Here is a 23,518-nt window from a genome sequence, read left to right as displayed (position 1 = left end):
GAGTTCCAGAAGCTTTAAAATTGTACCGGCTACCGAAATTAACGGTAAACCAGGCATCACGATGATGATAGACGATAATAAATAGCTTTGTCTGCTTTGTCAACTTTTAAAAAGTTGACAAAGCTTAAAGAGTTGCCAAAGCTTAAAGCTTAAAGGTTAACAAAGCTTTAAAAATGATGTTATCGGGTGCTATAAAATAACTAATAATACTATATTTGGCAGGTTTCATCAATGCTGAATTACAGCTGAATATATCTATGGCAGTTTCACAAAGCAGCGTGGGCGATAAGTACGAGTTGGTTGTTGGATTAGAGGTACACGCGCAATTATCTACATTAAGTAAGGCTTTCTCTTCAGATTCGGCTGCATTTGGCGCCGCACCTAATCACCATGTCAGCCCCGTTTCATTGGGGCACCCGGGTACTTTGCCGCGCATCAATAAAAGGATGATAGAGTATGCGGTTAAAATGGGCCTTGCCTGTAATTGCACGATCAATCTTAACAACACCTTTGCCCGTAAAAACTACTTTTATGCCGATCTGCCGAAGGGTTTTCAAACCACGCAGGATCAGCAGCCCATATGTCTGGGCGGCGGTGTAACTGTGAAACTGGCCGATGGTACATCAAAAACCATTGCCATTCACCATATCCATATGGAGGATGATGCCGGTAAAAGCTCGCACGACCAGCACGACCATTATTCGCTGATAGACCTGAACAGGGCAGGGGTGCCACTGATAGAGATCGTATCCGAGCCCGACCTGCGTAGCGCCGAAGAGGCCGGCCAGTTCCTCACCGAGATTCGCCGGTTGCTGCGTTACCTGGATATTTGCGATGGTAATATGGAAGAGGGCAGTATGCGCTGCGATGCCAATATCTCTGTACGCCTGAAAGGGGCGCCTAAGTACGGCAACCGCTGCGAGGTAAAAAACCTGAATTCTATCCGCAATGTGCAGCGCGCCATCGAGCATGAGTTTGCCCGCCAGGTAAAAGTTATTGAAGCAGGCGGCCATATCGACCAGAACACACTTAATTTTAATGCCGATACCGGCGAAACATCTGTGCTGCGCTCCAAAGAAATGGCGAACGATTACCGCTATTTCCCCGAGCCCGACCTGTTGCCTGTGCAGATCACAGAAGCGATGCTGGCGCACATCCGCAGTAATATGCCTGCCTTGCCCAACCAGCTATTCGAAAAATATACCACCCAACTTGGCCTGTCTGATTATGACGCGGGTGTAATTATAGCTGATAAAGAATTTGCTAACTATTTTGAAGGGTTAATACAATATACAGATAACTATAAATCTGCTGCTAATTGGGTGATGGGGGCTGTTAGGTCGTATATTAATGATAACGGCATCAGCATTACTGATTTTGCATTATCGCCACAAAATTTAGCCGGGTTAATCAAACTGGTTGATGAGGGTAAAGTGAACAACTCTGTGGCGGCGCAAAAATTATTTCCGGAAATGTTGAAAGGAAATAGCAAAACCGCCGACCAATTGGTTAAAGACTTAAACTTACTGATAAGCGACGATAGCAGCGAACTGGATGGGTTTATCCGTGCGGCCCTGGCCAAGTATCCCGATAAGGTAACAGAATACCAAAAAGGTAAGAAAGGCGTTTTAGGCTTGTTTATGGGCGAGGTGATGAAGCTATCTAAAGGCAAAATAGACCCGCAGAAAACCAATAAGCTTTTAATAAAAGAATTAGAATCTAAATAAGATATATGAAGAACCGTATTGTTACCTGCCTGGCATTTTTGGCAGTTTTGATGATTGCATCGTGCAAGCAGGCTACCACTTTCACCGTATCGGGCAAGCTGGAAAACCCCGGCAGCCTTAAAAAAGTGTATCTGCTGGTTGCAGACAGCTCGCAGGTAAACGTTGTAGATTCTACCGAAATAAACGGCAGTAACGAATTTACCTTTAAACACCCGGCGCCTTATGCCAATCTCTACAAGTTACGTATTGCCGGTAATATATATGATCTGGTAGCCAAAAACGGCGATGAGATCACCTTTAAAACCGATGTTGCCAACACTAACCATGATTATGAGGTAAGCGGCTCGGAAACATCCGAAAAGATTAAAGAATTTAACAAGATAAGTAACCTTTACGGCGGCAAGAATAGTAAGTTATCTGACGAGTACACTGCAAAGTCTGCAGCGCTGGGTAAAGAATCTGATTCGCTGCTGAAGGTGTACATGCCGCAGTTTCAGAAAAATATAGCCGATTACAGCGCCGAAGTTTTAAAATTTGTAAACGAAAATAAAAAATCGCTGGCCGGTTTTTATGCCGCCACATCTTTAGATCAATATAAATACGAGCAGCAGATGGTTGCGTATGCCGATGAGATCAAAGATGAGTTTAAGGATAATCCTGCCGTGCAAACCTTTTTAAAGCAAATGGCAGTTATCAAGCCCATCTCTGTTGGGCATAAAGCGCCCGGTTTTACCATTAACAGTATAAACGGTAAACAGATAAACCTGGCCGATTATAAAGGCAAATACGTAATGCTTGATTTTTGGGCATCATGGTGCGGCCCTTGCCGGCAGGAAAACCCTAACGTGGTTAAACAGTATGCGCTTTACAAGGATAAGGGCTTTAACATCCTGGGTATTTCGTTGGATACCGAGAAGAAAGATTGGGATGAAGCGGTGAAGAAAGACCGCTTAACGTGGGCGCATGCGTCTGACCTGCAGCGCTTTGAGGGGCCAACCGAGCGCCTTTACCACATAGAGGCTATCCCGTCTAATTTTATCATCGATCCGCAGGGAAATATTGTTGCCAAAAACGTAACCGGCGCCGATCTTGAAGAATTTTTAAAGAAAACATTTAAATAACCTCAATTATAGGTTAACTTACGGTGTTATTTAACAATTTGTTAATATTGCGTTAACTATTAGCTTTAATTAAGCTTATACATTTATGCAAAATTAAATATACATGAGCACCAGCAAACAAAAGATACTAATTGTTGACGACGAACCTGATATTTTAGAGCTGATAGAGTATAATCTGAAGAAAGAAGGTTACCAGGTATATTCGGCCCGCAACGGCCAGGAAGCAGTTGCAGAAGCTAAAAGAACCCAGCCCGATCTGATCGTTTTAGATATTATGATGCCAAAAATGGATGGCATAGAGGCCTGCCGCATTATGCGTACCATGCCCGAGTTTAAAAATACCTTTATGGTATTCCTTACCGCCCGCAGCGAAGAGTATTCTGAAATTGCCGGCTTTAATGTTGGCGCTGATGATTACATAGCTAAACCCATTAAGCCCCGTGCACTGGTTAGCCGTATCAACGCCATCCTTCGCCGCAACGCACCGCCCGAAGAGGTTACCGATAACAAACTGGAAATTGGCGATTTGGTGATAGACCGCGAAGCTTACCTGGTTTATAAAAAAGGTGTTAAGGTTGTATTAGCCAAAAAAGAATTTGAATTACTTTACCTGCTGGCATCAAAGCCCGGCAAGGTTTACACCCGCGAGGTGATCCTGAAAAACATCTGGGAAGACTCGGTAGTAGTTACCAACCGTACCATTGATGTACACGTGCGTAAACTGCGCGAAAAACTGGGGGATGATTGTGTATCTACCGTAAAAGGGGTAGGTTATAAATTCGAAGCATAAAATAAAAACAGCCCCCTGCAAAAAATCAGGGGGCTGTTTTGTGAGCAGCAAATTCTTGATAATTGCCGCTTGCAATAACAGGCAAGCCGGCTACAGGCAGGTTGTAAATATAAACCCAGGCATCTGCCGGCCCTTTTGCTGTTATAATAGTTTGTATGGTGCGTAGATACAAATTCGGCTGGTCCTGCTCCGGCCCAACGCCCTCGTAATCGTCAATCACTTTAAGGCCCTCTGCCGGCTGATGAAGCTTCACCACGCTGCCAAGCACAAAGCCCTCCGCATGGGTATTAATAATTAGCCCGGGGTATTCGCCTATATCATACAGCAGGCCCTTTATTTTACCCGCACATACGTAGCTGCAATTGCTGTTTAAATAATTGGCAAAGGGGTTGCCGGGTTGTAAAAGGGTGCCGTAAATAAATAACAAAGCCGTCATTATTTAAAGGTAGCGAATATTATTAAGCCTGTAATTTGGCGGGTATGTTTATATGCAGGCAGGGGAGGGTAAATATTATCCGCTACATATAATTTATCTTGCTTAAATTGGCTTTTTATATCCACAGCAATGAATACGGAACAGGTTATCAGCTATATTAAAGAGAATAACATCCAAAAGGTAAAATTCGCATTTGCCGATATCGACGGCATATTGCGGGGCAAAGTCATCAGCACAAAAAAGTTTATTGATGGCTTGCAGGATGGTTACGGGTTTTGCGATGTTGTTTTTGGGTGGGACAGCAACGATGTTACGTATGACCATGTAGAACTTACCGGCTGGCACAGCGGCTATCCGGATAAGCAATGCTATATTGATGTGGCCACCATGCGCAATGTGCCCTGGGAAAATAACATCCCGTTTTTTTTAGCAGATTATACCGGGCCTAACGGCGATGCTTTGCCGGCATGCCCGCGCAGCCTGCTCAAACAAATTGTTAAACAATGCAGCGCAATGGGCTACCATGCCGAATTTGCGCAAGAGTTTGAGTGGTTTAATTTTAAGGAGACGCCGCAGAGTTTACAGCAAAAGGGCTTCGCCAACATGGAGCCCTTGTCGCCGGGGATGTTTGGGTATTCTACCTTGCGCACCTCGCAAAACAGCGCCTTTTATTATGATCTGTTTAATTTGCTTACGCAGTTTAATATCCCGGTAGAGGGCATTCATACCGAAACGGGCCCCGGTGTGTACGAAGCCGCCATCACCCATTCCGAAACGCTGGATGCTGCCGATAAGGCCGTGCTGTTTAAAACCGCCGTTAAAGAGATTGCTTATCAACATGGGCTAACCGCCACCTTTATGGCCAAGTGGAACCAAAACCTGCCCGGCTGCAGCGGCCATATCCACCAAAGCCTATGGACCAGCGACCAAACCGATAACCTGTTTTATGATAGCAACGATGCCAGCAAAATGAGCGAACTGCATAAGCAGTACCTGGCCGGCCAGCTTTATTGTATGCCGCATTTGCTGCCCATGTATGCCCCAACCATTAACAGTTACAAACGCCTGGTAGAAGGCGCCTGGGCGCCCACCACCATTACCTGGGGTGTAGATAACCGTACCACTGCATTGCGTGTTATTAATACATCAAAAGCATATACCCGGTTAGAAACCCGCATCCCCGGCTCGGATACCAATCCATATCTGGCTATTGCGGCAGCTTTGGCATCGGGCCTTTACGGTATCAAAAACAAAATGAAGCTGGATGTAGCCCCAACTGTTGGCAATGGCTATCAGAACAAAGCCAATGGTAGCCTGCATGCCAACCTGTATGATGCCGCCACAGCCATGCAAAACTCTGCCATAGCCAAAGAGTTGTTTGGCGAAGGCTTTGTGCAGCACTTTACCCAAACCCGCCTGTGGGAGCACCGTCAATACGCCAAAAGCGTAAGCGACTGGGAACTGAAGCGCTATTTTGAAAGCATATAGTTTTTTGGGATTTAACCACAGAGTTTTTAGAGAAAAAATCACAGAGAAACACCGGGAATGAATGTTTGAAAATGAAATAACAAGTCAAATTATTGGGGCTGCTATTGAAGTGCACAAAACGCTTGGGCCGGGTTTATTAGAAAGCGCTTACAAAGAATGTTTGTATTATAAATTGATCAAGAACGGTTTGATTGTAGTAAAGGAAAAACCAATGCCGTTAATTTTTGAAGAAGTAAAATTAGAGTGCGGTTACAGGATTGACTTATTGGTAGAAAATAAAGTTGTTGTCGAGATTAAAAGCGTAGAAGCGCTCAACGATATTCATATGGCGCAAACGCTTACCTATTTAAAACTTGGTAACTACAAATTAGGCCTGCTAATAAATTTTAATGTTGTTAGAGTAAAAGATGGAGTGAAACGGATAATTAACGGCTCATTACAGCCAACCGATAATTCTCTGTGAGCTCTGTGAAAAAACTCTGTTAACTCTGTGGTTAAAATAAATATTACGATTTGTAACTATGCAATTAGCCAACCGATAATTCTCTGTAAGCTCTGTGAAAAAACTCTGCTCGCTCTGTGGTTAAATAAACATTAAGATTTGTTAACTATGCAATTATAAACTAATCCCGGTTCCAGACAAAATCATGGACTTTCACCTCATTATAAGATCTGCCTGGGCAGATTACGATAAATCTAAAACCATCCGGGATATCGAGGATATCAGCGCGATGGTTTCTACCAATCACGTGTACCGCATTACATTTGATGACGAAGACATCATTATTGCCAAACTTTCTTTTTTTGGCAAGTTCGAGCATTTTAAAGAGGATCACCGCATTATTCAATCCCTGTCTAACAACCTGCTTTACCCGTTCGAAAACCTGCTGTCAAAATCATTGTTAAAAAATAACCGGGTTTACGTGTACCGGTATAAGCAGGGAAAAAACGACGCCTGGGTGGTGTTTTACAACCCCACCAGGATGATGGAAAGGCTGCCGCGCCGGCTGGATGATGATATGATCCGTAAGCTGGGCTCGCAGCTGGGCAAGTTTCATAAAGCATGCTCGCGCATTAAAAATGTGCTGCCCAAATCATCCAAAACCCTGCGCACCGATATTTACGACCTGCAGCGCCAGCTGGAAAAAGACGAGCGCAAGTTTGGCTCGCGCATGCAGGTAGATCTGCTGAAGTATCATTGCGAGCAGTTTTTAAAGAACCGGTCGCGCTATAACATGAGCTCGTTCGAGATCATCCCCGTTTTTATCGACTGGAATATCGGTAACTTTTCGGTAACGCCCGATCTGGACCTGTATTCGCGCTGGGATTACGACTGGTTCCGGATGAGCTACCGCCTGCTTGATTTTTACTTTTTTAGCCGCGTGGTATCTGATGCCGGCGACCGCACCGTATTCAGTTATGTAATAGGGCCGATGATGGAAGACAGGTTTATCACCTTCCTGAAAGAGTACCACAAGGTGAACCCCGTTACGGCCGACGAGATCAGGTTTTTGAAAGAGGCTTACCGTTTCTTTATTCTTAATTACGTGATAAAGGATGGCAAGTACTTTTTTAGCGAACAATATGCCAAAAAGCTGCAGGCCGAAGCGATGGAGATCTACCTGCCATCGGTAGACCGCGACTTTGATGCCGAAGTAATTATTAAAGCACTGAATTTAGAATAAGCGGTTGATTAATTTGCCGTTAAACCAATTAATCTGACCTAACCCCATAACCCAACAATGAAACGTATTGAAGATTTTAAATCGATAATAGACCGTTACGAAATTATTTTTTTTGATGCGTTTGGCGTACTTAAAACCCATAGCGGCCTGGTGCCGGGTATCGAGCGTACGTTTGAGTACCTTAAAGCCTGTAATAAAGAGTATTATATTGTTACCAACGATGCATCGCGCAGCCCCGTACAGCTGGCGCAATCCTATCATGATAAGGGGCTGTATGCAGTTACGGCCGATAGGATCATCTCATCGGGCCAGCTAACCAAAGAATACCTGGAGCTTAAGGTGGATGATGGTTATGTAGCCTACTTAGGCACACAGGAATCTGCCCATTACATAGAAAGTGCCGGCCTTAAAACGCTGCCTGTACGGGAGGTAAACAGCCATAACATTGATAAGGTGAACGCCCTGATATTTATGGACGATGAGGGGTTTGACTGGTTTGAGGACCTGAACAAAACCGTAAACCTGCTGCGCAAACGCACCATACCGGCTATAGTGGCCAATACAGATTATGCCTACCCGGTATCAAAAAGCGATGTAGGCATAGCTATTGGCGGTTTGGCGCAGATGATAGAAACCATTGTGGGTAAAAAATTTATCCGTTTTGGTAAGCCCGATTCGCAGATGTTTATGTTTGCTTATGATCTTATCCGCGAGTATCGCAGCATCAGCAAAAAGCAGATCGTGATGGTAGGCGATACCCTGCAAACAGATATTATGGGTGGTAATAAATTTGGCCTGGATACCGTTTTGGTATTAACCGGCAATACCCAGGCAACAGATTATCAGAACCGTGTAGAGGCCACCGGCATTGTGCCTACCTATATTTGTGATAGCGCTGTGCTGGGCCCGGATGCCCTGGCTTTGTAAGCCTGTGGCCCGTAGCATCGCAAAAAACCAATTACAAAAATATTATGCTAAATACATTAAAAAAACCAAATTTGGCGATTATGCTGGCGGCGGGCATATTTGTTGCTGCCTGTAACCAGCCCGATAAAAAAACAATCCCCACCATGACAGATAGTACCACCCAAACACCGCAGCTGCCTAAAGCAGCAGCTTTTGAAAAAACAATTAACGGCAAGCAAACGCACCTTTATATTTTAAAGAATAAAAATGGCGTGCAGGCGGCTGTAACCAACTATGGCGGCCGTATTGTAAGCTTGTTTGTGCCGGATAAAAACGGCAGGCTGACAGATGTTGTTTTAGGTTTTGATGATGTGGATGGTTTCATCAACTCTAAAGAGCGTTATTACGGGGCAACCATAGGCCGTTTTGCCAACCGCATTGCCAAGGGCAAATTTACGCTGGATGGCAGGGAGTACACCCTGGTTACCAATAACGGGCCTAATACGCTGCATGGTGGCCGCCCGGCGTTTGAGGATGTAGTTTGGGATGCCAAACAAACAGATAGCGCTACCTTAGAATTAAGCTACCTGGCTAAAGATCTGGAGGGCGGCTTTCCGGGTAACCTGGATGTTAAGGTAACCTACCGGCTAACGGATGATAACGCCATGAAGGTAAGCTACACCGCCACTACCGATAAAACTACGGTTATTAACCTAACCAACCATGCCTTTTTTAACCTGAATGGCGAAGGCAGCGGTACTATCCTTAACCACCTGGTGCAGATAGCCGCCGATAACTACACGCCGGTAGATGCTACCCTGATACCAACGGGCAAGGTAGAAGCAGTGGCGGGTACACCGTTTGATTTTACCAAGCCCGCCACTATTGGCGAGCGCGTCAATGCCGACAATGTACAGTTAAAGGATGGCAACGGCTATGATCATAACTATGTGTTAAGCAAGCATGATATCACCACGCCGGTTGCTACGGTTACCGGCGATAAAAGCGGTATCAGGATGCAGGTATTTACCGAAGAGCCTGCCATGCAGTTTTACAGCGGTAACTTCATGCAGTCGCAAAATGTGATGAAAGGCGGCAAAAAAGATGATTTCCGCACTTCATTCGCCATGGAAACGCAGCACTATCCCGATTCACCCAACCAGCCTACATTCCCGTCGACAGTATTAAAGCCCGGCGAAACATATAAAACACAGTCTATCTATAAATTTACAGTCGCACAATAAAACGTTGCTGCCGCGATGCCTGGCATTTGTGGCAGCAACATGTTTATTTTTGATTGAATTTCTCCCAATCAATGCGGGTATCAATATCGGTGCTTCCCTGCGGGAACGCCACCCGGGCCACATCATCCGCATGTTGCATCAATAGCTTTTTAGCGCCCTCTTCGCCCTTTAAACGTAACAGATGGGCAAAGTAAGCCTGTTTAAATAAAGCAGGCACACCCAGCGTATGATTATAGGCCGAGGCAACAATGCCTTTATCTGAATTTTTTGCCGTATCGGTTAGCTGGCCCAGCAATTCGGCATCGGCAAAAGGCTGGTCGCACAGTAAAAATAAAATAGCGGTAATGCCGGGGTAAGCTGCCCCTGCCTCTTTCACCGCCATGCTGATGGACGAGGCCATCCCCAAAGGCCAGTTTTGGTTATGCAATATAGTTACCGGCTGGTTTAATACGGTGTGTGCAATAGCATCGTAGTTGGCGCCTAAAACAACAATAACACTATCGCTTAGGCATAAAGCATTTTTTATGGCATGCTGTAAAAGTGTTTGCCCGTTATGCATCAAATTTTGTTTAGGCGAACCAAACCTGGCCGATGCACCTGCGGCAAGTATCACAATGGCTGTTGTTGAATTTTTCATGATGGTACTACGGGCGGGGCGCTGCCCCAAAAATTTCCGGGCCTTGCTTACCGTAAAATAAGCCTGTCCACCCGGTTCATTAATACAGTGAAACTACAATTTAAAACTTTACAATCATTAACTTTACCAAACTTTGGCCAGCGGCCATTGTTATTAAACATAACCCAAACGCTTTTGCTTTTAGATAATCACGGAAGAAAGATCAATTACCTGCGCCTGGCCGTAACAGACCGCTGCAACCTGCGCTGCTTTTACTGCATGCCCGAAGAGGGTTTAAACTGGCTGGCACGCACCGAGCTGATGACCTACGAAGAGATGCTGCAATGCTGCGCCCTGCTGGTTAAAATGGGGATAGAAAAGATCAGGATAACCGGCGGCGAGCCCTTTGTGCGTAAAGATCTGATGAAGCTGCTGAGGGCGCTGTCAAAACTGGATGGTTTAAAAGAACTTACCCTTACCACCAACGGCATTTTAACCGCCCCCCACGTAGCCGAATTAAAGCGGATAGGGGTACGGTCGGTTAACCTTAGCCTGGATACTTTAGATGCCAACCGGTTTTTTGCCATTACCCGCCGCGATGAATTTGCCGCAGTAATGGCCACCATGCAGCAGCTTTTAAAGCACGATATGGAGGTGAAGATAAACACCGTGGTAATGGCAGGCAAAAACATACAGGATATTATCCCGCTGGTAGAATTGACAAAGGAGCTACCGGTAAGTGTGCGTTTTATAGAAGAGATGCCCTTTAATGGCGACGGGCACAACTACAGCGGCATGGTTTGGGATTATGTAAGGATTTTGGACGAGATAAGGCAGGCGTTCCCTCAAATACAAAAAATAGCCGATGCGCAGTACTCCACATCCTACAATTATCAAATACCGGGTCATCAGGGTGGTGTAGGCATTATTGCGGCCTATTCCCGTACGTTTTGCGGTACATGTAACCGCATCCGCATTACCCCGCAGGGCACCTTAAAAAATTGCCTGTATGATAACGGCGTGTTAAACATTAAAGATCTGATGCGTTCGGGCATGCAGGCAACCGGGCTGGAACAAACCCTGCGCCTTGCCTTCAACACCCGCCAAAAAGATGGCTGGCAGGCCGAAAGCAACCGGATGCAGCATCCAAACGTACACGAATCTATGGCCACTATAGGTGGTTAAAACAATAAAAAAGATGACAACGGTAGAAGAAGCCGAACAGATTATACTTGCCCGGCTACAGGATTACGGCACCGAAACCCTGCCTTTTGAACAGGCCCTGGGCCGTGTTTTAGCTGCAGATATTAAGGCCGACCGCGATTTGCCGCCCTTTAACCGGGTTACCATGGATGGTATTGCCATCACATACCAGGCAATACAGCAGGGTGTTACATCATACCACATAAAGGCAACCCAGGCAGCGGGAGAGGAGCCTGTAAACATAGGCGCAACCGGTGAATGTATCGAGATCATGACGGGGGCGGCGCTGTCTGCAACGCTCGATACGATCATCCGGTATGAAGATCTTGATATCAACAATGGTGTGGCTAAACTGCTGGTAGCTGATGTGAAACAGGGGCAGAATATTCATTCAAAGGGGAAAGACAAAAAACAGGGCGATACCGTAGCAGCTAAAGATCAGTTAGTAACACCGGCTATCATAAGTTTAGCTGCATCTGTTGGCGAAGCCGCGCTGCCGGTTAAAAAGCATCCCCGGGTGATGATCATCTCATCGGGCGATGAACTGGTGGATGTTACGGACGAACCTTCGGGCTACCAGATCCGCCGCTCTAATAATTATACTATCAAAGCTGTTTTAACCGGGCATGGCTTACCTGCAGATATGCTGCATATCCCCGATGACCCTGCGGTTACCAAAAAACAGATCGGGCATTGCCTGCAAAATTATGATGTGATCCTGTTAAGCGGCGGCATCAGCATGGGTAAGTTTGATTATATCCCCCAGGCATTAGAAGATCTGGAGGTGAAAAAGCTGTTCCATAAAGTGCAGCAAAGGCCGGGCAAGCCCTTTTGGTTCGGCAGGCATCAAAATGGCGTGCTGGTGTTTGCCTTCCCCGGTAACCCGGTAGCTACGTTTATGTGCCTGCACCGCTATTTTTTGCCGTGGCTGAATGCCACGCTTGGCTTGCCGCCGCAACCACCGGTATATGCGCAGCTGGCCGGTAACTTTACCTTTACGCCGCAGTTACAGTACTTTTTACAGGTTAAGCTTACCTTTACAGACCAGGGCGTATTATCGGCCCGGCCTGTGGAGGGCAACGGATCAGGTGATTTTGCCAATTTAGCTGATACCGATGCTTTTATGGAGCTGCCCTTAGCAAAAAATGAGTTTAAACAAGGCGAGGTATTTAAGGTACACCTGTTTAAACCGGTGTAAAATGATATTAAAGCAGTAAGATCAACGATGGAACAACTCACTCATTTAGATAAGGACAATAACCCGGGTATGGTTGATGTAGCTCAAAAGCAGGTTACTTACCGCACCGCCACAGCCCAAAGCATTGTGGTTTTGCCCGATGCCGTTTTGCAGCACCTGGCAGGCGGCGAACTGCAAAGTAAAAAGGGTTCGGTTTTTCAAACGGCTATTGTTGCCGGCATTATGGCGGCTAAAAAAACAGGCGACCTGATACCGCTTTGCCACCCGCTGGGGATGGATAATTGCAAGGTAACCATTGCCTTATCGGCACAGAATGAAGTAGTAATTGAATGTACGGCAAGTGTCACCGCTAAAACAGGTATCGAAATGGAGGCCCTTGTGGGGGCATCAATAGCGGCGCTTACCGTGTACGATATGTGCAAGGCCATGAGCCACGATATTGTGATAAAACAAACCAGGCTCATCTCAAAAACAGGAGGTAAACGTGACTTTAAACGATCATAAAAAGCATCCGGCCATTACGCGCCCGGCAATGGGCTACTTTGCCCGTAACGAGTGGGCTATTTTAGGCGGGCCCTGTACGGTGATCAAATTCCTGGCAGACCAGGTGATTACCGCCCTGTCGGCACAATACCGCTGTGCCTATGCCGATACTTCGCATAACGACGATATGGTAGGCCTGCCGGGTAAGCTGGCCGGCGGTGCCGCGTTAGAATATACCGATCAGATCAATCACGCCCAGCTGAATTTTAAGGCGGCCCTTACCCCGTTTACACAGCGCGAACTTTTTGCCGGGATGGATCTGGTGCTGGTTAACGGCAACCATCAGCAGGCAAAGGCGCAGGTGGTGATCATCGATACCAATAAACGGGCGTCGCTGCAAAAAAGGGTAGCACAGTTAACCCATGTGCAGCTTTTTTTGTTAGCTGACAATGCAGACGGCTTGCCCGATTTTATACAGCAAGCCCTGCCCAACTGGCAGCAGATCCCCATATTAAAACTAAACGATGATACTGCAGGCATCATCAGCTTCTTCCGGGCACAGTTACAGCAAGCCCGGCCTGTTTTGAACGGGCTGGTATTGGCCGGTGGTAAAAGCACCCGCATGGGTTATGATAAGGCCGCAGTAAACTGGTACGGTAAGCAGCAGCGCTATCATCTGGCCGATCTGCTGAACAAGCATTGCGCCGGGGTGTACATTTCCTGCCGGGATGCCGCGCAGCAAAACGAGGTAGATGCCGGTTATAGCAGCCTGCACGATACTTTTACCGGGCTTGGTCCTTACGGTGCCATCCTTTCGGCGTTTCGCGAACAGCCCGATGCGGCGTGGCTGGTTATTGCCTGCGACCTGCCCTTGGCAGATGCCGGTGTACTGCAGCACCTGGCAGATAATCGTAACACGGCGGCTATGGCCACGGCTTACCGGGGTACCGACCAAGGCTTCCCAGAACCTTTGATAACTATTTATGAACCAAAAGCTTATCCGGTGTTACTTCAATATCTGGCTCAGGGGTATTCCTGCCCGCGCAAGGTGCTTATCAATAGCGATGTGGCCCTGTTGCAGGCACCAAACCCCGATGCCCTGGCCAACGTAAATACCCCCGAAGAATTGGACAGGATCAAACGCATCCTTCACCAAAAAATAGCCGGTACCCATGCACCCTGACCTACTACGATACAGCTGCCAGATGGCCTTGCCCGGTTTTGGCGAGGCGGCACAAAAACTATTGCAGCATGCCAGGGTGCTGATTGCAGGTGCAGGCGGGCTGGGCTGCCCCGCTGCCCAGTACCTGGCAGCAAGCGGTATAGGCACGCTGGGCATAGCCGATTTTGATACCGTATCTATCAGCAACCTGCACCGGCAGATCTTATACCACAGCGATGATGCCGGCAAGCTAAAGGCCGAGGTGGCTTGTGCGCGTTTGCAGCAGCAAAACCCCGGCATAAAACCGGTGCCGCATATTGTTAAAATAACTTCAGCCAACGTAATGCAAATTATTGATAATTATGATGTTATAGTTGATGCTACAGATAATTTTGAAACCCGTTATTTGCTGAATGATGCAGCCGTATTAGCAGGCAAGCCGGTTATTTATGGCGCCATTTACCAGTATGAAGGCCAGGTTGCCGTTTGGAATATGAAGCATGATGACGGCAGCAGATCGCCTAATTACCGCGACGTTTACCCGCATGCAGATGCCGCGCAGGTGCCTGATTGTGTTATAGGCGGGGTAATACCCACCCTGGCCGGGATAATTGGCTGTATGCAGGCTAATGAGGTAATAAAGTATATTACAGGCACGGGCGAATTGCTTGCCGGTAAGCTGCTGTTGTTTGATGCCCAAAATATGCAAAGCCGGGTTATTAAAATTGGCGGGTTAACCAAAACCCATATCACCGCGCTGCAGCAAACCGCCCCCGTCCTTACCATTACCGCCGCCGAAACCAAAAACGGCCTGGCCAATAATACCCTAACCCTGGTGGATGTACGCACCGACCAGGAGCGGGATGAATATCATATTGGCGGAATGCATTTTGAACTGGACGAAGTGGCAGATAACCTGGATGAATTTGAGCCGGATAAAACGTACGTATTTTATTGTTCATCGGGTAAAAGGAGTGCGGAAGCTGTGAAGCTGCTACAGCAAAAATTGCCGGGTGTAAAGGCCTGCTCTTTAGAAGGCGGCCTGGGCCGGTGGGGCCTTAACCAGCATTAAGGATGCGCCGCCACCCAAACTTCACCATCCTCAAAAAACTCTTTTTTCCAGATAGGTACGGTTTGCTTAAGCGTATCGATGATGTAGCGGCAGGCCTCGAAAGCGGCATCCCGGTGGGCGGCAGCCACGGCTATAATAACCGGTATTTCGCCCACCTGCAATATCCCGGTACGGTGGTGCACCAGTACCTTTTGTACCGGCCATCGCTCAAAAACCCGATCGGTTATCTTATTTATCTCACTAACAGCCATTGGTTTGTATGCCTCAAACTCAAGTTTTAATACAGGCCGCCCTTTGGTTGCATTGCGTACGGTACCAATAAAAATGTCAATCCCTCCGCAGTCGGGTGCCATTACCCGGTCTATACAGTTTTGTATGTTAAGCGGTTCGGATTGTATTTTTATTTCGGTTTGCATGGGCGTATCCATATCAATTAAAACGGCCCTGCAAATATGCAAAGGCCGTTTTAATATTTTCAGGCTTTGGCAGATTATAATCCGTCAAAAGCAAAAATCTCTTTAACCAGGGGTTTGCGCGGCATCATTTCTTTTTCGATGCTGGTTTGATACACAAAGGATGCTACAATGATAGCGGCCTGTTTCAGGTCATCTATCTGCAGGTGGTCGTAATTATCCTGGTTGCTGTGGTGTGTTTTGGTTTCGTAATCTATCGGGTCCTGAATGAACTGAAAGCCCGGGATTCCCGCCCAGTCGAATGAAAGGTGATCTGTAGAACCGGTATTGCTCAGGGTAACGGTTTTAGCCCCCAGATCATTAAACGGTGCAAACCATTTTTCAAATATCGGTTTAATGGCGGTATTGCTTTGGGTGAATATCCCGCGGATCTTGCCCGTGCCGTTATCCAGGTTATAATAGGCAGATACCTTTGCCTGCTCGGGCTTTAGTTTATAATCGGTGCCCATAAAATGGTTTTTGGCATAATTGTAAGAGCCGTAAACGCCTTGTTCTTCGCCGCCCCACAAGGCAATACGAATGGTGCGCTTTGGTTTAAGGCCCAGTGAATCCAGCAGGCGCACAGCTTCCAGCATCACAATACAACCTGCGCCATTATCAGTAGCACCGGTAGCTGCCGTCCACGAATCCAGGTGGCCGCCAAGCATTACCAGCTGCGATTTTAGTTTAGGGTCGGTACCCGGTATTTCGGCCACCACGTTATAGCCTTTAATATCGTCGGTATAACTTTTAGCGTTAATGTTAATGGCCAGTTCAACGGGCTGGCCGCCTTGTACAAGGCGTTTTATCTTTTGCCCATCCTCGTAAGCCATAGATATTTTAGGCACAGCTGATGGTGCGGTGAGTTTATGTGTGCCCATATCCTGCACAAAAACAGTCCCGTTATTGTTAGATGTCGACCCGTTGATGACCGCCAGCGCACCCGATTGTTTGATCAGCGCATCTACTTTAGCAAATATTTTAAAATACCCCGCGTACGATTCTATTTGCTGATGCGTAACCATATAAGTATCTTTCATATTGGCCAGTTCTTCGTCGGTAAGGCGTTTGGCCGGTGCTTTAAAGTTTACATCTTTACTAACCCCGCCACCCGCAACTAAAATAAATTTCCCCTTAAAATCGGCCAGGTGCTGTGCAATATAGGCCGTATCCATGGTTTGTGCAGGGGTTAATAAAGTAACCTGCCCTTGCTGTAAACCGTTGGTGCTTGCACTCCAGGGGTTGGGGTAGGCCATTACGGTTTGCACGTAAGGGGCTTTCATGATGATGCTAAAATCCTGCAGGTCCCATTGTTTACCAAAATCTCCCCAAGGTTCAAGCCTGGCGTTTACCAGGCCCCACTTGGTCATGGTTTCTACCGCCCAGGTGGCAGCACGCTTATAACCCGGCGATGCCGTAAGCCTTGCGCCGGCTACATCGGTGATGTAATGCGCGATCTGCGGGATCTGCGAACTGCTCATTTCGGCCCGGCGGATGCGGTTAAATACTGCCGTATCTTGTGCCAGCGCCCCGGTACAGGTAAGCATCCCTGCAGCAAAAGCCAGTTTTAAAGAAAGATGTTTCATTGTTTTTGTGGTTACAGTTAAGTTTATCTAAAGCTACATTAATGTTATTACAAGCGCAAATTGTGTTGTTAAAACCTGTTGCATCTGCCCAATAATTTGCACATTTGCCTAATGCACTTTCTGTATCCCGCTTTTTTATTTGCACTATTAACGCTGGCTATACCTGTGGTTATCCACCTGTTTAATTTCAGGCGGTATAAAAAGGTATATTTCAGCAATGTGCAGTTTTTGAAAGAAGTGCAGGAGCAGCAGGCCAGCCGCCGTAATTTAAAAGAACGGCTGATACTGGCCGCGCGCCTGCTGGCCCTGTTATTTTTGGTGCTGGCTTTTGCAAGGCCCTACATCCCCGGTAAAAACCAGGTAAATGCAGGCAGGCAGCAGGTGGTAAGTGTTTTTGTAGATAACTCTTACTCCATGCAAACCCTAAACCGCGAGGGCAGCCTGCTTGACCAGGCCAAACAAAAAGCCAAACAAATTGCCGCCGCCTATAATATTAACGATCGTTTCCAGCTGCTTACGCAGGATTTTGAGGGCAGGCATCAGCGCCTGCTTAACCGTACCGAATTTAACGATGCGGTTGATGCCGTGAAGATAAGTGCACAAAGCAGGGAGCTGAAACAGATACTGGCCAGGCAGCAAAGCCTGCTGAACATGCAGCAGGGCGCATCAAAGGCCATTTATATCCTGTCGGATTTTCAGCAGAACCTACAGGGCGGGCCGGGCAATCCGGATGCCGGCATCCCGGTTAACCTGGTGCAGCTAAAGGCCGGTACGCTGCCCAATGTGGCGGTAGATTCTGTATGGATGCTGAACGCCACTCATCGCCCCGGCGAGAACGAAAGAATGGTGGTACGGCTGCGTAACTATGCAGATAAGGCGGCAGAGAAGGTGCCGCTAAAATTGCTTATCAACGGCGGGCAAAAGGCCATAGGCAGCTTTACGGTAAAGGCCCGGTCGGCACAAACGGATACGCTATCCTTTTCGGGCCTGCAGGGCGGCTGGCAGCGGGCGGTTATCCAGCTGCAGGATAACCCCGTAACCTTTGATAACCAGTTTTACTTTACCTTTAAGGTAACCGGGCAGCTGCCGGTGTTATTGATCAATGGCGGTACACCCAATAAATATTTAAGCGCGGTTTTTGCCGCAGATGCTTTTTTTGCGCCAAAGCAGGTGCCCGATGGTAATGTAGATTATGCCGGTTTAAACGCTTATCCTATTATGGTGCTTAGTGATATAAAAAGCCTGTCGGCAGGTTTGGCGCAGGCCTTAAAAACCTATGCGGGCAAAGGCGGCACGGTAATGGTGTTTTTACCGGCAGAGGCCGATATAAGCAGTTACCGGGCCTTTTTACAGCCACTTGGCGCACCTTACCCGCAGGGCCTGGTAGCCGAAGCAGCCAAGGTATCGGCCATTAACCTGCAAAGCCAGGTTTTTAAAAGCATATTTGAGGCATCCCCCCAAAACCCGGACCTGCCCGTAATTAAAAAATATTATAACCTTACTGCCGGCACGCGCAGCGGCGAATACCTCATGAAACTGCAAAACGGCAATGCCTTATGGCAGGGCACTACCGCAGGCCGGGGCAAGGTATATACCTGCGCCGTACCGCTTAACGAGGATTTTAGCAACCTGCCGGTACACGCTTTGTTTGTGCCCGTGATGTTAAGGATAGCCATGTTGAGCGGGCACGACCAGCCGCTGTTTTATACTGCAGGCAATAACCAGCCCATAGAGACCGTACCGATGCAGGCTACAGAAAAGCAGCTGGTAAAACTGGTTAAAGGCAACCAAACCATTATACCGGATGTAAAGCAGCAGGAGGGGAGCACCATGCTTTACCTGCCCCGCCAGCTGGCAGAAACGGGCATTTACGAGCTGAAAAAGCAGGATAGCACCGCAGCCGTGCTGGCGTTTAATGATAACCGCAGCGAAAGCGACCTGAGCTATTTAACCGCTTCGCAGCTGGAAAAACTGTTCCCTAAAAACAGTACCTTGTTAAACGGCGATAAATTAAATGCAGAAAGTATTACCGGCCCTGCAAATTCGGGGCTTCAATTATGGAAACTTTGTATAATTTTGGCCCTGATATTTCTGGCTGTAGAAACGCTGCTGATCAGGTTTTATAAAACACATCAAAAAAGCGTTTCGCAACCGGCAGATATCAGCTAACCGCACCATAAAACAGCGCTAATGAATTTGCTAATCAAATCCGCCACTGTTGTAGACCCCGCTTCGCCCTTTAATAACAAGGTTGCCGATATTTTAATTGAAAAAGGCATCATCACCAAAATAGCAAAGGCCATAGATGCAGATGTAAAATCTGTAGATGCCGGCGGCCAGTATGTTGCCCCCGGTTTTTTTGACCTGAACTGCAACATTGGCGAACTGGGCCTGGAAGTTAAGGAGGACCTGCAAACCGGTACGGCGGCAGCGGCAGCAGGCGGTTATACGGGCATTGCATTAATGCCCAACACCCAGCCGCCGGTACACTCCAAAGCCGAGGTAGAGTACCTGCTTAACCGCGCTAAAGGCAACCTGGTAGATATTTATCCGCTTGGCGCTATCTCTGCTAACCGCGAGGGTAAGGATATGGCCGAGATGTTTGATATGTTTAAAAGCGGCGCCAAAGCCTTTACGGATGGTAACCACCCGGTGCAGGATGCCGGCCTGATGGAGCGCGCCATGCTTTATGTGCAAAATTTTGGCGCAAAGGTGATATCATACCCCGAGGATACCTCTATAGCCGGCAAGGCAAAGGTTAACGAAGGCATTGTAAGTACCATGCTGGGCATGAAAGGCATCCCCGCGCTGGCCGAAGAGCTGATGATAGCCCGAGACCTTTACCTGGCCGAAGACACCGGTTCTGAAATTCATTTTACAACCATATCTACCCAACACGCGGTAGAGCTGATACGCGATGCTAAACGCAAGGGCATCAAGGTAACCTGCGATGTTGCCGTGCACAACCTGGTACTTACCGATGATGCCTTAATGGGTTTCGACAGCCTTTACAAGGTGAAACCGCCGCTGCGCACCCAAAAGGATGTGGATGCGCTTTTGGCCGGGCTGCAGGATGGTACCATTGATGCCGTTGTAACACAACACACCCCGCACGAGATAGAGTTTAAGGATGTAGAGTTTGAAGTTGCCGAATACGGTATCATCGGCTTGCAAACTGCTTTATCTTTGCTGGTTGGCTTAGGCTTGCCTGCTGCCCTTATTGTAGAAAAGCTATCGGTAAACCCGCGCAAAATTTTAAAAGTGGATGCCGCTGTTTTGGCCGAGGGCGCCCCGGCTAACCTGGTAGTATTTGGTATGGATGCCGGCTGGGAATATGGCAGGGCCGTAAACAGGTCAAAAAGTTACAACTCGCCGTTTATCGGGCAGAACTTAAAAGGCAAAGTATTGTTAACCTGTAACAATAACCAAATTTTTAAAAACTAAAAATTATACACATGACCGACCTAAAAGTAAGTTTAGCCGTTACAGGTGCTTTAACGGCATTTACTAAATATGGCAGTTTTGATGCTGCTGCATTAAACGGACAATTCAACACCGTATTCGCATCTGACGGTGACTTTTTAACCAAGGTAGACCTGCTTGATGCCGCTTTTGACGAGCACCCGCAACTGGAAGAATTGCGCGAGGTATTCTTTGACCTGCTGATGATCAATTTTTTTAGCGAAGATGTGAAGAAACTGGAAGACGATTACCTGGAAACCCCCGAATGGGAGGATATAGAGGAGCAAACGCTTGACCGCGGTACCGAACTGCTGAACCTGCTTTTATACCTGAATGAATGCGAGGACGAAGATATTGACCCTGAACTGGAAGATTACCTGAAAGAATTTTTGTTGGTAGATGAGGATGAGTTTCAGGATGAGTACCGTATTTACGAGCCGGTTATAGCGCATCAGGTGCTGGTAGAAAGCCCGGTAAGCGAGGTAGCCAAAGTGGCCAAAACCATCCCCGAAGACTCTGAGGTAAAAGAGCTGTTTTACCCGATGATCTGCTTTTTCCAGAACCCCGAAGCCGGCGATACTGAAAAAAGCACCGTTGCCGACAGCGCCATTAATAAGCCCTTTGATATGGCTGTTTTAGAAATATTGTTTAGCTTTAAATAAAATCAATTCAAACCTATCCCCGTCAATCATGGAAAAAACAGCACCAAACCCTACAGCCATTGCAACAAAGTGGGCATTGATCTATGTAGTCGTATCTATCGTGATAACGTATGCATTCCAGTTGCTTAATATCGATCAGAATTCGCCTGCAAAGTATGTGGGTTATCTCCCGTTTATTGCCTTTTGTTTTTTAGCACAAAAAGAGTATAAAGATCAATTGGGTGGTTTTATAACTTTTGGGCAAGCCTTTAACCCTGGTTTTAGATATTCACTGTTTGGTGGATTGCTGCTGGCCATCTTTATATACATATACCTGGGTATTTTAAGCCCCGAAATGCTTACCAAAGCAATGGAGGCCCAGCAAACCGCTATGGAAGATAAAGGAATGTCTCAGGACCAGATTGATAAAACTTTAGAAATGGGTACAAAGTACGGTGCCATTTTCGGTGCCATAGCTACGGCCATCAGCACGCTGATATTTGGTTGTATCGTAGCCCTGATCGGTGCTGCCATTCTTAAAAAAGAACCTACATTACAGGACATCGAAAGAAGAAATTCCGCGGCTGCCGAAGACTATCCGGATCCAACGGTTTAATTGCTCATAAAATAAAAAAGTTCAAGCCCGTCTGTTTACCAGCCGGGCTTTTTTTGGCCTGATTTTTTGTCGGCTGAAATTATCCAAACAAAAATTGCAAAGTAAAAATATGGGATAAATGGTGGCGTGATACTGACACCATTGCAACGGGGTGAAACAATAACCAGTAAAGGGCGAATGGAGGGCGAAAAAAGGGCGAAAAAAAGTGAAATTTGGTCGTGAAAAAGTCGCCCCAAAACTGGAGCGGCCCGTTGATTTTTTATTTTTATTTTCTGTTCTTGCCTCCGAAATTATTTTTTCATCACCTGTTTTACAATGTCGTTGCCAAAGGCAAATACCATCAATGATATCAGTAATACAAAGCCTACTATCTGGGCGCGTTCTAAAAACTTATCGCTTAATGGTTTGCCCTTTATCATCTCTATAAGCAGAAATACCGTATGGCCACCATCCAGCCCCGGGATGGGCAACAGGTTAGTTAGTGCTAAAACCATCGAAAGGAAGCCCACAAGGCTCCAAAAGCGGATCCAGTCTACATGGCTGCCAAACATCACAGCGATGCCTATAGGGCTTGATATGGCTTTACGGGCCTTAACCTGCCCTGTAAAGATCTTGCCAATGCCCTTCGCATTATCCGTAAACATGCCCCAGGCCTTTGTAGCGCCAACCGGCAAAGAGGCAAAAAAGCTGTATTTGATAGTTTCCCGCTTTGGAAGCACCACTTTTGGCTTAAAGCCCAGCACGCCTTCTTTGTTAATTTGTGCCTTAACTAACTGTACAGCAGTGTCATGCTTAACCGTAAGCTCTACCTGTTTGTTTTTGTTTTGGCGCAGTTGGGCCTGCATCTGGTCAAAGTAGGGCGTAACAACACCGTTTACCGCAATAATACTGTCACCTTTTTTTAAGCCTGCATTTTGGGCGCCGCTTTTAGCAGCCACCGTATCTATGGCGAATTTTACCCTGGGGGTTATAAACTCTTCTATACCATAGTCAGACAGGTCATTAAGAATGGTAGCAGGTACCTTAATATCCAGGTTCTGGTTGTCGCGCTGTACGTTTAAAACGGTTTTATCCAGCAATACCTTTGAGCTGATCAGGTCTTCGTAACGTACTATGTGCCTGCCATTTACCGCATTGATCTTATCGCCGGCCCTTAACCCCATTTTTTGCCCGATGATACCCGGTACTATACCATATTGTATATTGGCGTTGGGCGTGTAAGTTTCGCCATAGCGGATGGTAAGCACCCAAAATATAAATATACCAACTATAATGTTTACGATAATACCGCCAAGCATCACAATCAGGCGCTGCCAGGCCGGTTTTGCCCTGAATTCCCAGGGCTGAGGAGGGCCTGCCAGCTGGTCGGTATCCATAGATTCGTCTATCATCCCGGCAATTTTAACATAGCCGCCAAGCGGTAACCAGCCAATACCGTATTCAACACCTTTATAGTTAAATTTAAAAAGGCTTACGCCCCAGGCATCAAAAAACAAGTAAAATTTCTCAACCTTTATTCCGAAAGCGCGGGCGGCTATAAAATGCCCGAACTCGTGTAGTATCACCAAAATTGAAAGACCAAGTATCAGTTGGCCGGCCATTATCAAAACGCTCATCCGTTATATTTATG

Annotated in this window: 22 protein-coding genes; 17 read left to right on the top strand and 5 right to left on the bottom strand. The window is 46.9% G+C overall.

Annotated elements, in window-relative coordinates; all coding sequences use genetic code 11:
• The first annotated feature begins 257 nt into the window (after positions 1-257).
• From gatB to E2R65_RS01255, 3 genes are all read left to right on the top strand, one after another.
• Entirely contained in the window at positions 258-1,727 is a 1,470-nt protein-coding gene (gene gatB, locus E2R65_RS01265; protein ID WP_134334661.1) for an Asp-tRNA(Asn)/Glu-tRNA(Gln) amidotransferase subunit GatB, read from the top strand.
• Positions 1,728-1,732: 5 nt separating this feature from the next.
• On the top strand, positions 1,733-2,848 hold the full coding sequence (locus tag E2R65_RS01260; protein ID WP_134334660.1) for a TlpA disulfide reductase family protein: 1,116 nt from the start codon (positions 1,733-1,735) through the stop codon (positions 2,846-2,848).
• A 103-nt stretch (positions 2,849-2,951) separates the two neighbouring features.
• Positions 2,952-3,638, top strand: coding sequence for a response regulator transcription factor (locus E2R65_RS01255; protein ID WP_067063161.1), 687 nt, complete (start codon positions 2,952-2,954; stop codon positions 3,636-3,638).
• A 25-nt stretch (positions 3,639-3,663) separates the two neighbouring features.
• Here the strand turns inward: E2R65_RS01255 and E2R65_RS01250 are convergent, their stop codons facing one another.
• Positions 3,664-4,074 carry a gamma-glutamylcyclotransferase family protein gene (locus E2R65_RS01250; RefSeq protein WP_134334659.1) on the bottom strand — a complete coding sequence of 137 codons (411 nt, stop codon included), beginning with the start codon at positions 4,072-4,074 and terminating at the stop codon, positions 3,664-3,666.
• Positions 4,075-4,203: 129 nt separating this feature from the next.
• Here E2R65_RS01250 and E2R65_RS01245 point away from each other — a divergent pair, with 129 nt between their 5' ends.
• From E2R65_RS01245 to E2R65_RS01225, 5 genes are all read left to right on the top strand, one after another.
• Positions 4,204-5,562 (top strand): glutamine synthetase family protein, encoded by a 1,359-nt coding sequence (locus E2R65_RS01245; protein WP_134334658.1) that lies wholly within the window; start codon positions 4,204-4,206, stop codon positions 5,560-5,562.
• A 61-nt stretch (positions 5,563-5,623) separates the two neighbouring features.
• Positions 5,624-6,025: a GxxExxY protein gene (locus E2R65_RS01240; RefSeq protein WP_134334657.1), complete on the top strand. Its 402-nt coding sequence runs from the start codon at positions 5,624-5,626 to the stop codon at positions 6,023-6,025.
• Between the two features lie 184 nt (positions 6,026-6,209).
• Positions 6,210-7,247 (top strand): hypothetical protein, encoded by a 1,038-nt coding sequence (locus E2R65_RS01235; RefSeq protein ID WP_134334656.1) that lies wholly within the window; start codon positions 6,210-6,212, stop codon positions 7,245-7,247.
• A gap of 57 nt (positions 7,248-7,304) precedes the next feature.
• Positions 7,305-8,174, top strand: coding sequence for an HAD-IIA family hydrolase (locus E2R65_RS01230; protein WP_134334655.1), 870 nt, complete (start codon positions 7,305-7,307; stop codon positions 8,172-8,174).
• A gap of 44 nt (positions 8,175-8,218) precedes the next feature.
• Entirely contained in the window at positions 8,219-9,397 is a 1,179-nt protein-coding gene (locus E2R65_RS01225; protein WP_229704587.1) for an aldose epimerase family protein, read from the top strand.
• 43 nt (positions 9,398-9,440) lie between these two features.
• Here the strand turns inward: E2R65_RS01225 and E2R65_RS01220 are convergent, their stop codons facing one another.
• A complete protein-coding gene (locus E2R65_RS01220; protein ID WP_134334654.1) occupies positions 9,441-10,034 on the bottom strand; it encodes a nucleotidyltransferase family protein in 594 nt (197 codons plus the stop codon).
• Between the two features lie 87 nt (positions 10,035-10,121).
• Here E2R65_RS01220 and moaA point away from each other — a divergent pair, with 87 nt between their 5' ends.
• The 5 genes from moaA to E2R65_RS01195 are packed head-to-tail and all read left to right on the top strand — an operon-like array spanning position 10,122 to position 15,131.
• Positions 10,122-11,198, top strand: coding sequence for a GTP 3',8-cyclase MoaA (moaA, locus tag E2R65_RS01215; protein WP_204986261.1), 1,077 nt, complete (start codon positions 10,122-10,124; stop codon positions 11,196-11,198).
• Positions 11,199-11,211: 13 nt separating this feature from the next.
• A complete protein-coding gene (locus E2R65_RS01210; protein WP_134334653.1) occupies positions 11,212-12,414 on the top strand; it encodes a molybdopterin molybdotransferase MoeA in 1,203 nt (400 codons plus the stop codon).
• Between the two features lie 27 nt (positions 12,415-12,441).
• The gene (gene moaC, locus E2R65_RS01205; protein ID WP_134334652.1) at positions 12,442-12,918 is read left to right on the top strand and encodes a cyclic pyranopterin monophosphate synthase MoaC; all 477 of its coding nucleotides are present in this window, start codon (positions 12,442-12,444) and stop codon (positions 12,916-12,918) included.
• Positions 12,899-14,080, top strand: coding sequence for an NTP transferase domain-containing protein (locus E2R65_RS01200; protein ID WP_204986260.1), 1,182 nt, complete (start codon positions 12,899-12,901; stop codon positions 14,078-14,080). Before moaC ends, E2R65_RS01200 begins: the two co-directional genes overlap by 20 nt.
• The gene (locus E2R65_RS01195; RefSeq protein ID WP_134334651.1) at positions 14,070-15,131 is read left to right on the top strand and encodes a HesA/MoeB/ThiF family protein; all 1,062 of its coding nucleotides are present in this window, start codon (positions 14,070-14,072) and stop codon (positions 15,129-15,131) included. Before E2R65_RS01200 ends, E2R65_RS01195 begins: the two co-directional genes overlap by 11 nt.
• Here the strand turns inward: E2R65_RS01195 and E2R65_RS01190 are convergent.
• Positions 15,128-15,559 (bottom strand): molybdenum cofactor biosynthesis protein MoaE, encoded by a 432-nt coding sequence (locus E2R65_RS01190; protein WP_204986259.1) that lies wholly within the window; start codon positions 15,557-15,559, stop codon positions 15,128-15,130. The two genes, E2R65_RS01195 and E2R65_RS01190, sit on opposite strands and share 4 nt — an antisense overlap.
• Before the next feature lie 62 nt (positions 15,560-15,621).
• The gene (locus E2R65_RS01185) at positions 15,622-17,169 is read right to left on the bottom strand and encodes a M20/M25/M40 family metallo-hydrolase (protein WP_134334650.1); all 1,548 of its coding nucleotides are present in this window, start codon (positions 17,167-17,169) and stop codon (positions 15,622-15,624) included.
• Positions 17,170-17,280: 111 nt separating this feature from the next.
• Between E2R65_RS01185 and E2R65_RS01180 the strand changes: the two genes are divergently transcribed.
• The 4 genes from E2R65_RS01180 to E2R65_RS01165 are packed head-to-tail and all read left to right on the top strand — an operon-like array spanning position 17,281 to position 21,888.
• Positions 17,281-19,338 carry a BatA domain-containing protein gene (locus E2R65_RS01180; RefSeq protein ID WP_134334649.1) on the top strand — a complete coding sequence of 686 codons (2,058 nt, stop codon included), beginning with the start codon at positions 17,281-17,283 and terminating at the stop codon, positions 19,336-19,338.
• 21 nt (positions 19,339-19,359) lie between these two features.
• Positions 19,360-20,613, top strand: a complete 1,254-nt coding sequence (locus E2R65_RS01175) for a dihydroorotase (protein ID WP_134334648.1) — start codon at positions 19,360-19,362, stop codon at positions 20,611-20,613.
• Between the two features lie 11 nt (positions 20,614-20,624).
• On the top strand, positions 20,625-21,293 hold the full coding sequence (locus tag E2R65_RS01170; RefSeq protein ID WP_134334647.1) for a hypothetical protein: 669 nt from the start codon (positions 20,625-20,627) through the stop codon (positions 21,291-21,293).
• Between the two features lie 28 nt (positions 21,294-21,321).
• Positions 21,322-21,888 (top strand): DUF4199 domain-containing protein, encoded by a 567-nt coding sequence (locus tag E2R65_RS01165; RefSeq protein WP_134334646.1) that lies wholly within the window; start codon positions 21,322-21,324, stop codon positions 21,886-21,888.
• Positions 21,889-22,178: 290 nt separating this feature from the next.
• Here the strand turns inward: E2R65_RS01165 and rseP are convergent, their stop codons facing one another.
• Complete coding sequence (gene rseP / locus E2R65_RS01160) at positions 22,179-23,504, bottom strand: RIP metalloprotease RseP (protein ID WP_134334645.1); 1,326 nt, start codon at positions 23,502-23,504, stop codon at positions 22,179-22,181.
• Positions 23,505-23,518: the final 14 nt, after the last annotated feature.

This window comes from Mucilaginibacter phyllosphaerae, from assembly GCF_004378255.1.
Lineage (GTDB): Bacteria > Bacteroidota > Bacteroidia > Sphingobacteriales > Sphingobacteriaceae > Mucilaginibacter > Mucilaginibacter phyllosphaerae.
Note: the sequence above shows the minus strand (reverse complement) of the source record. Positions and strands in the feature narration are given on the sequence as shown.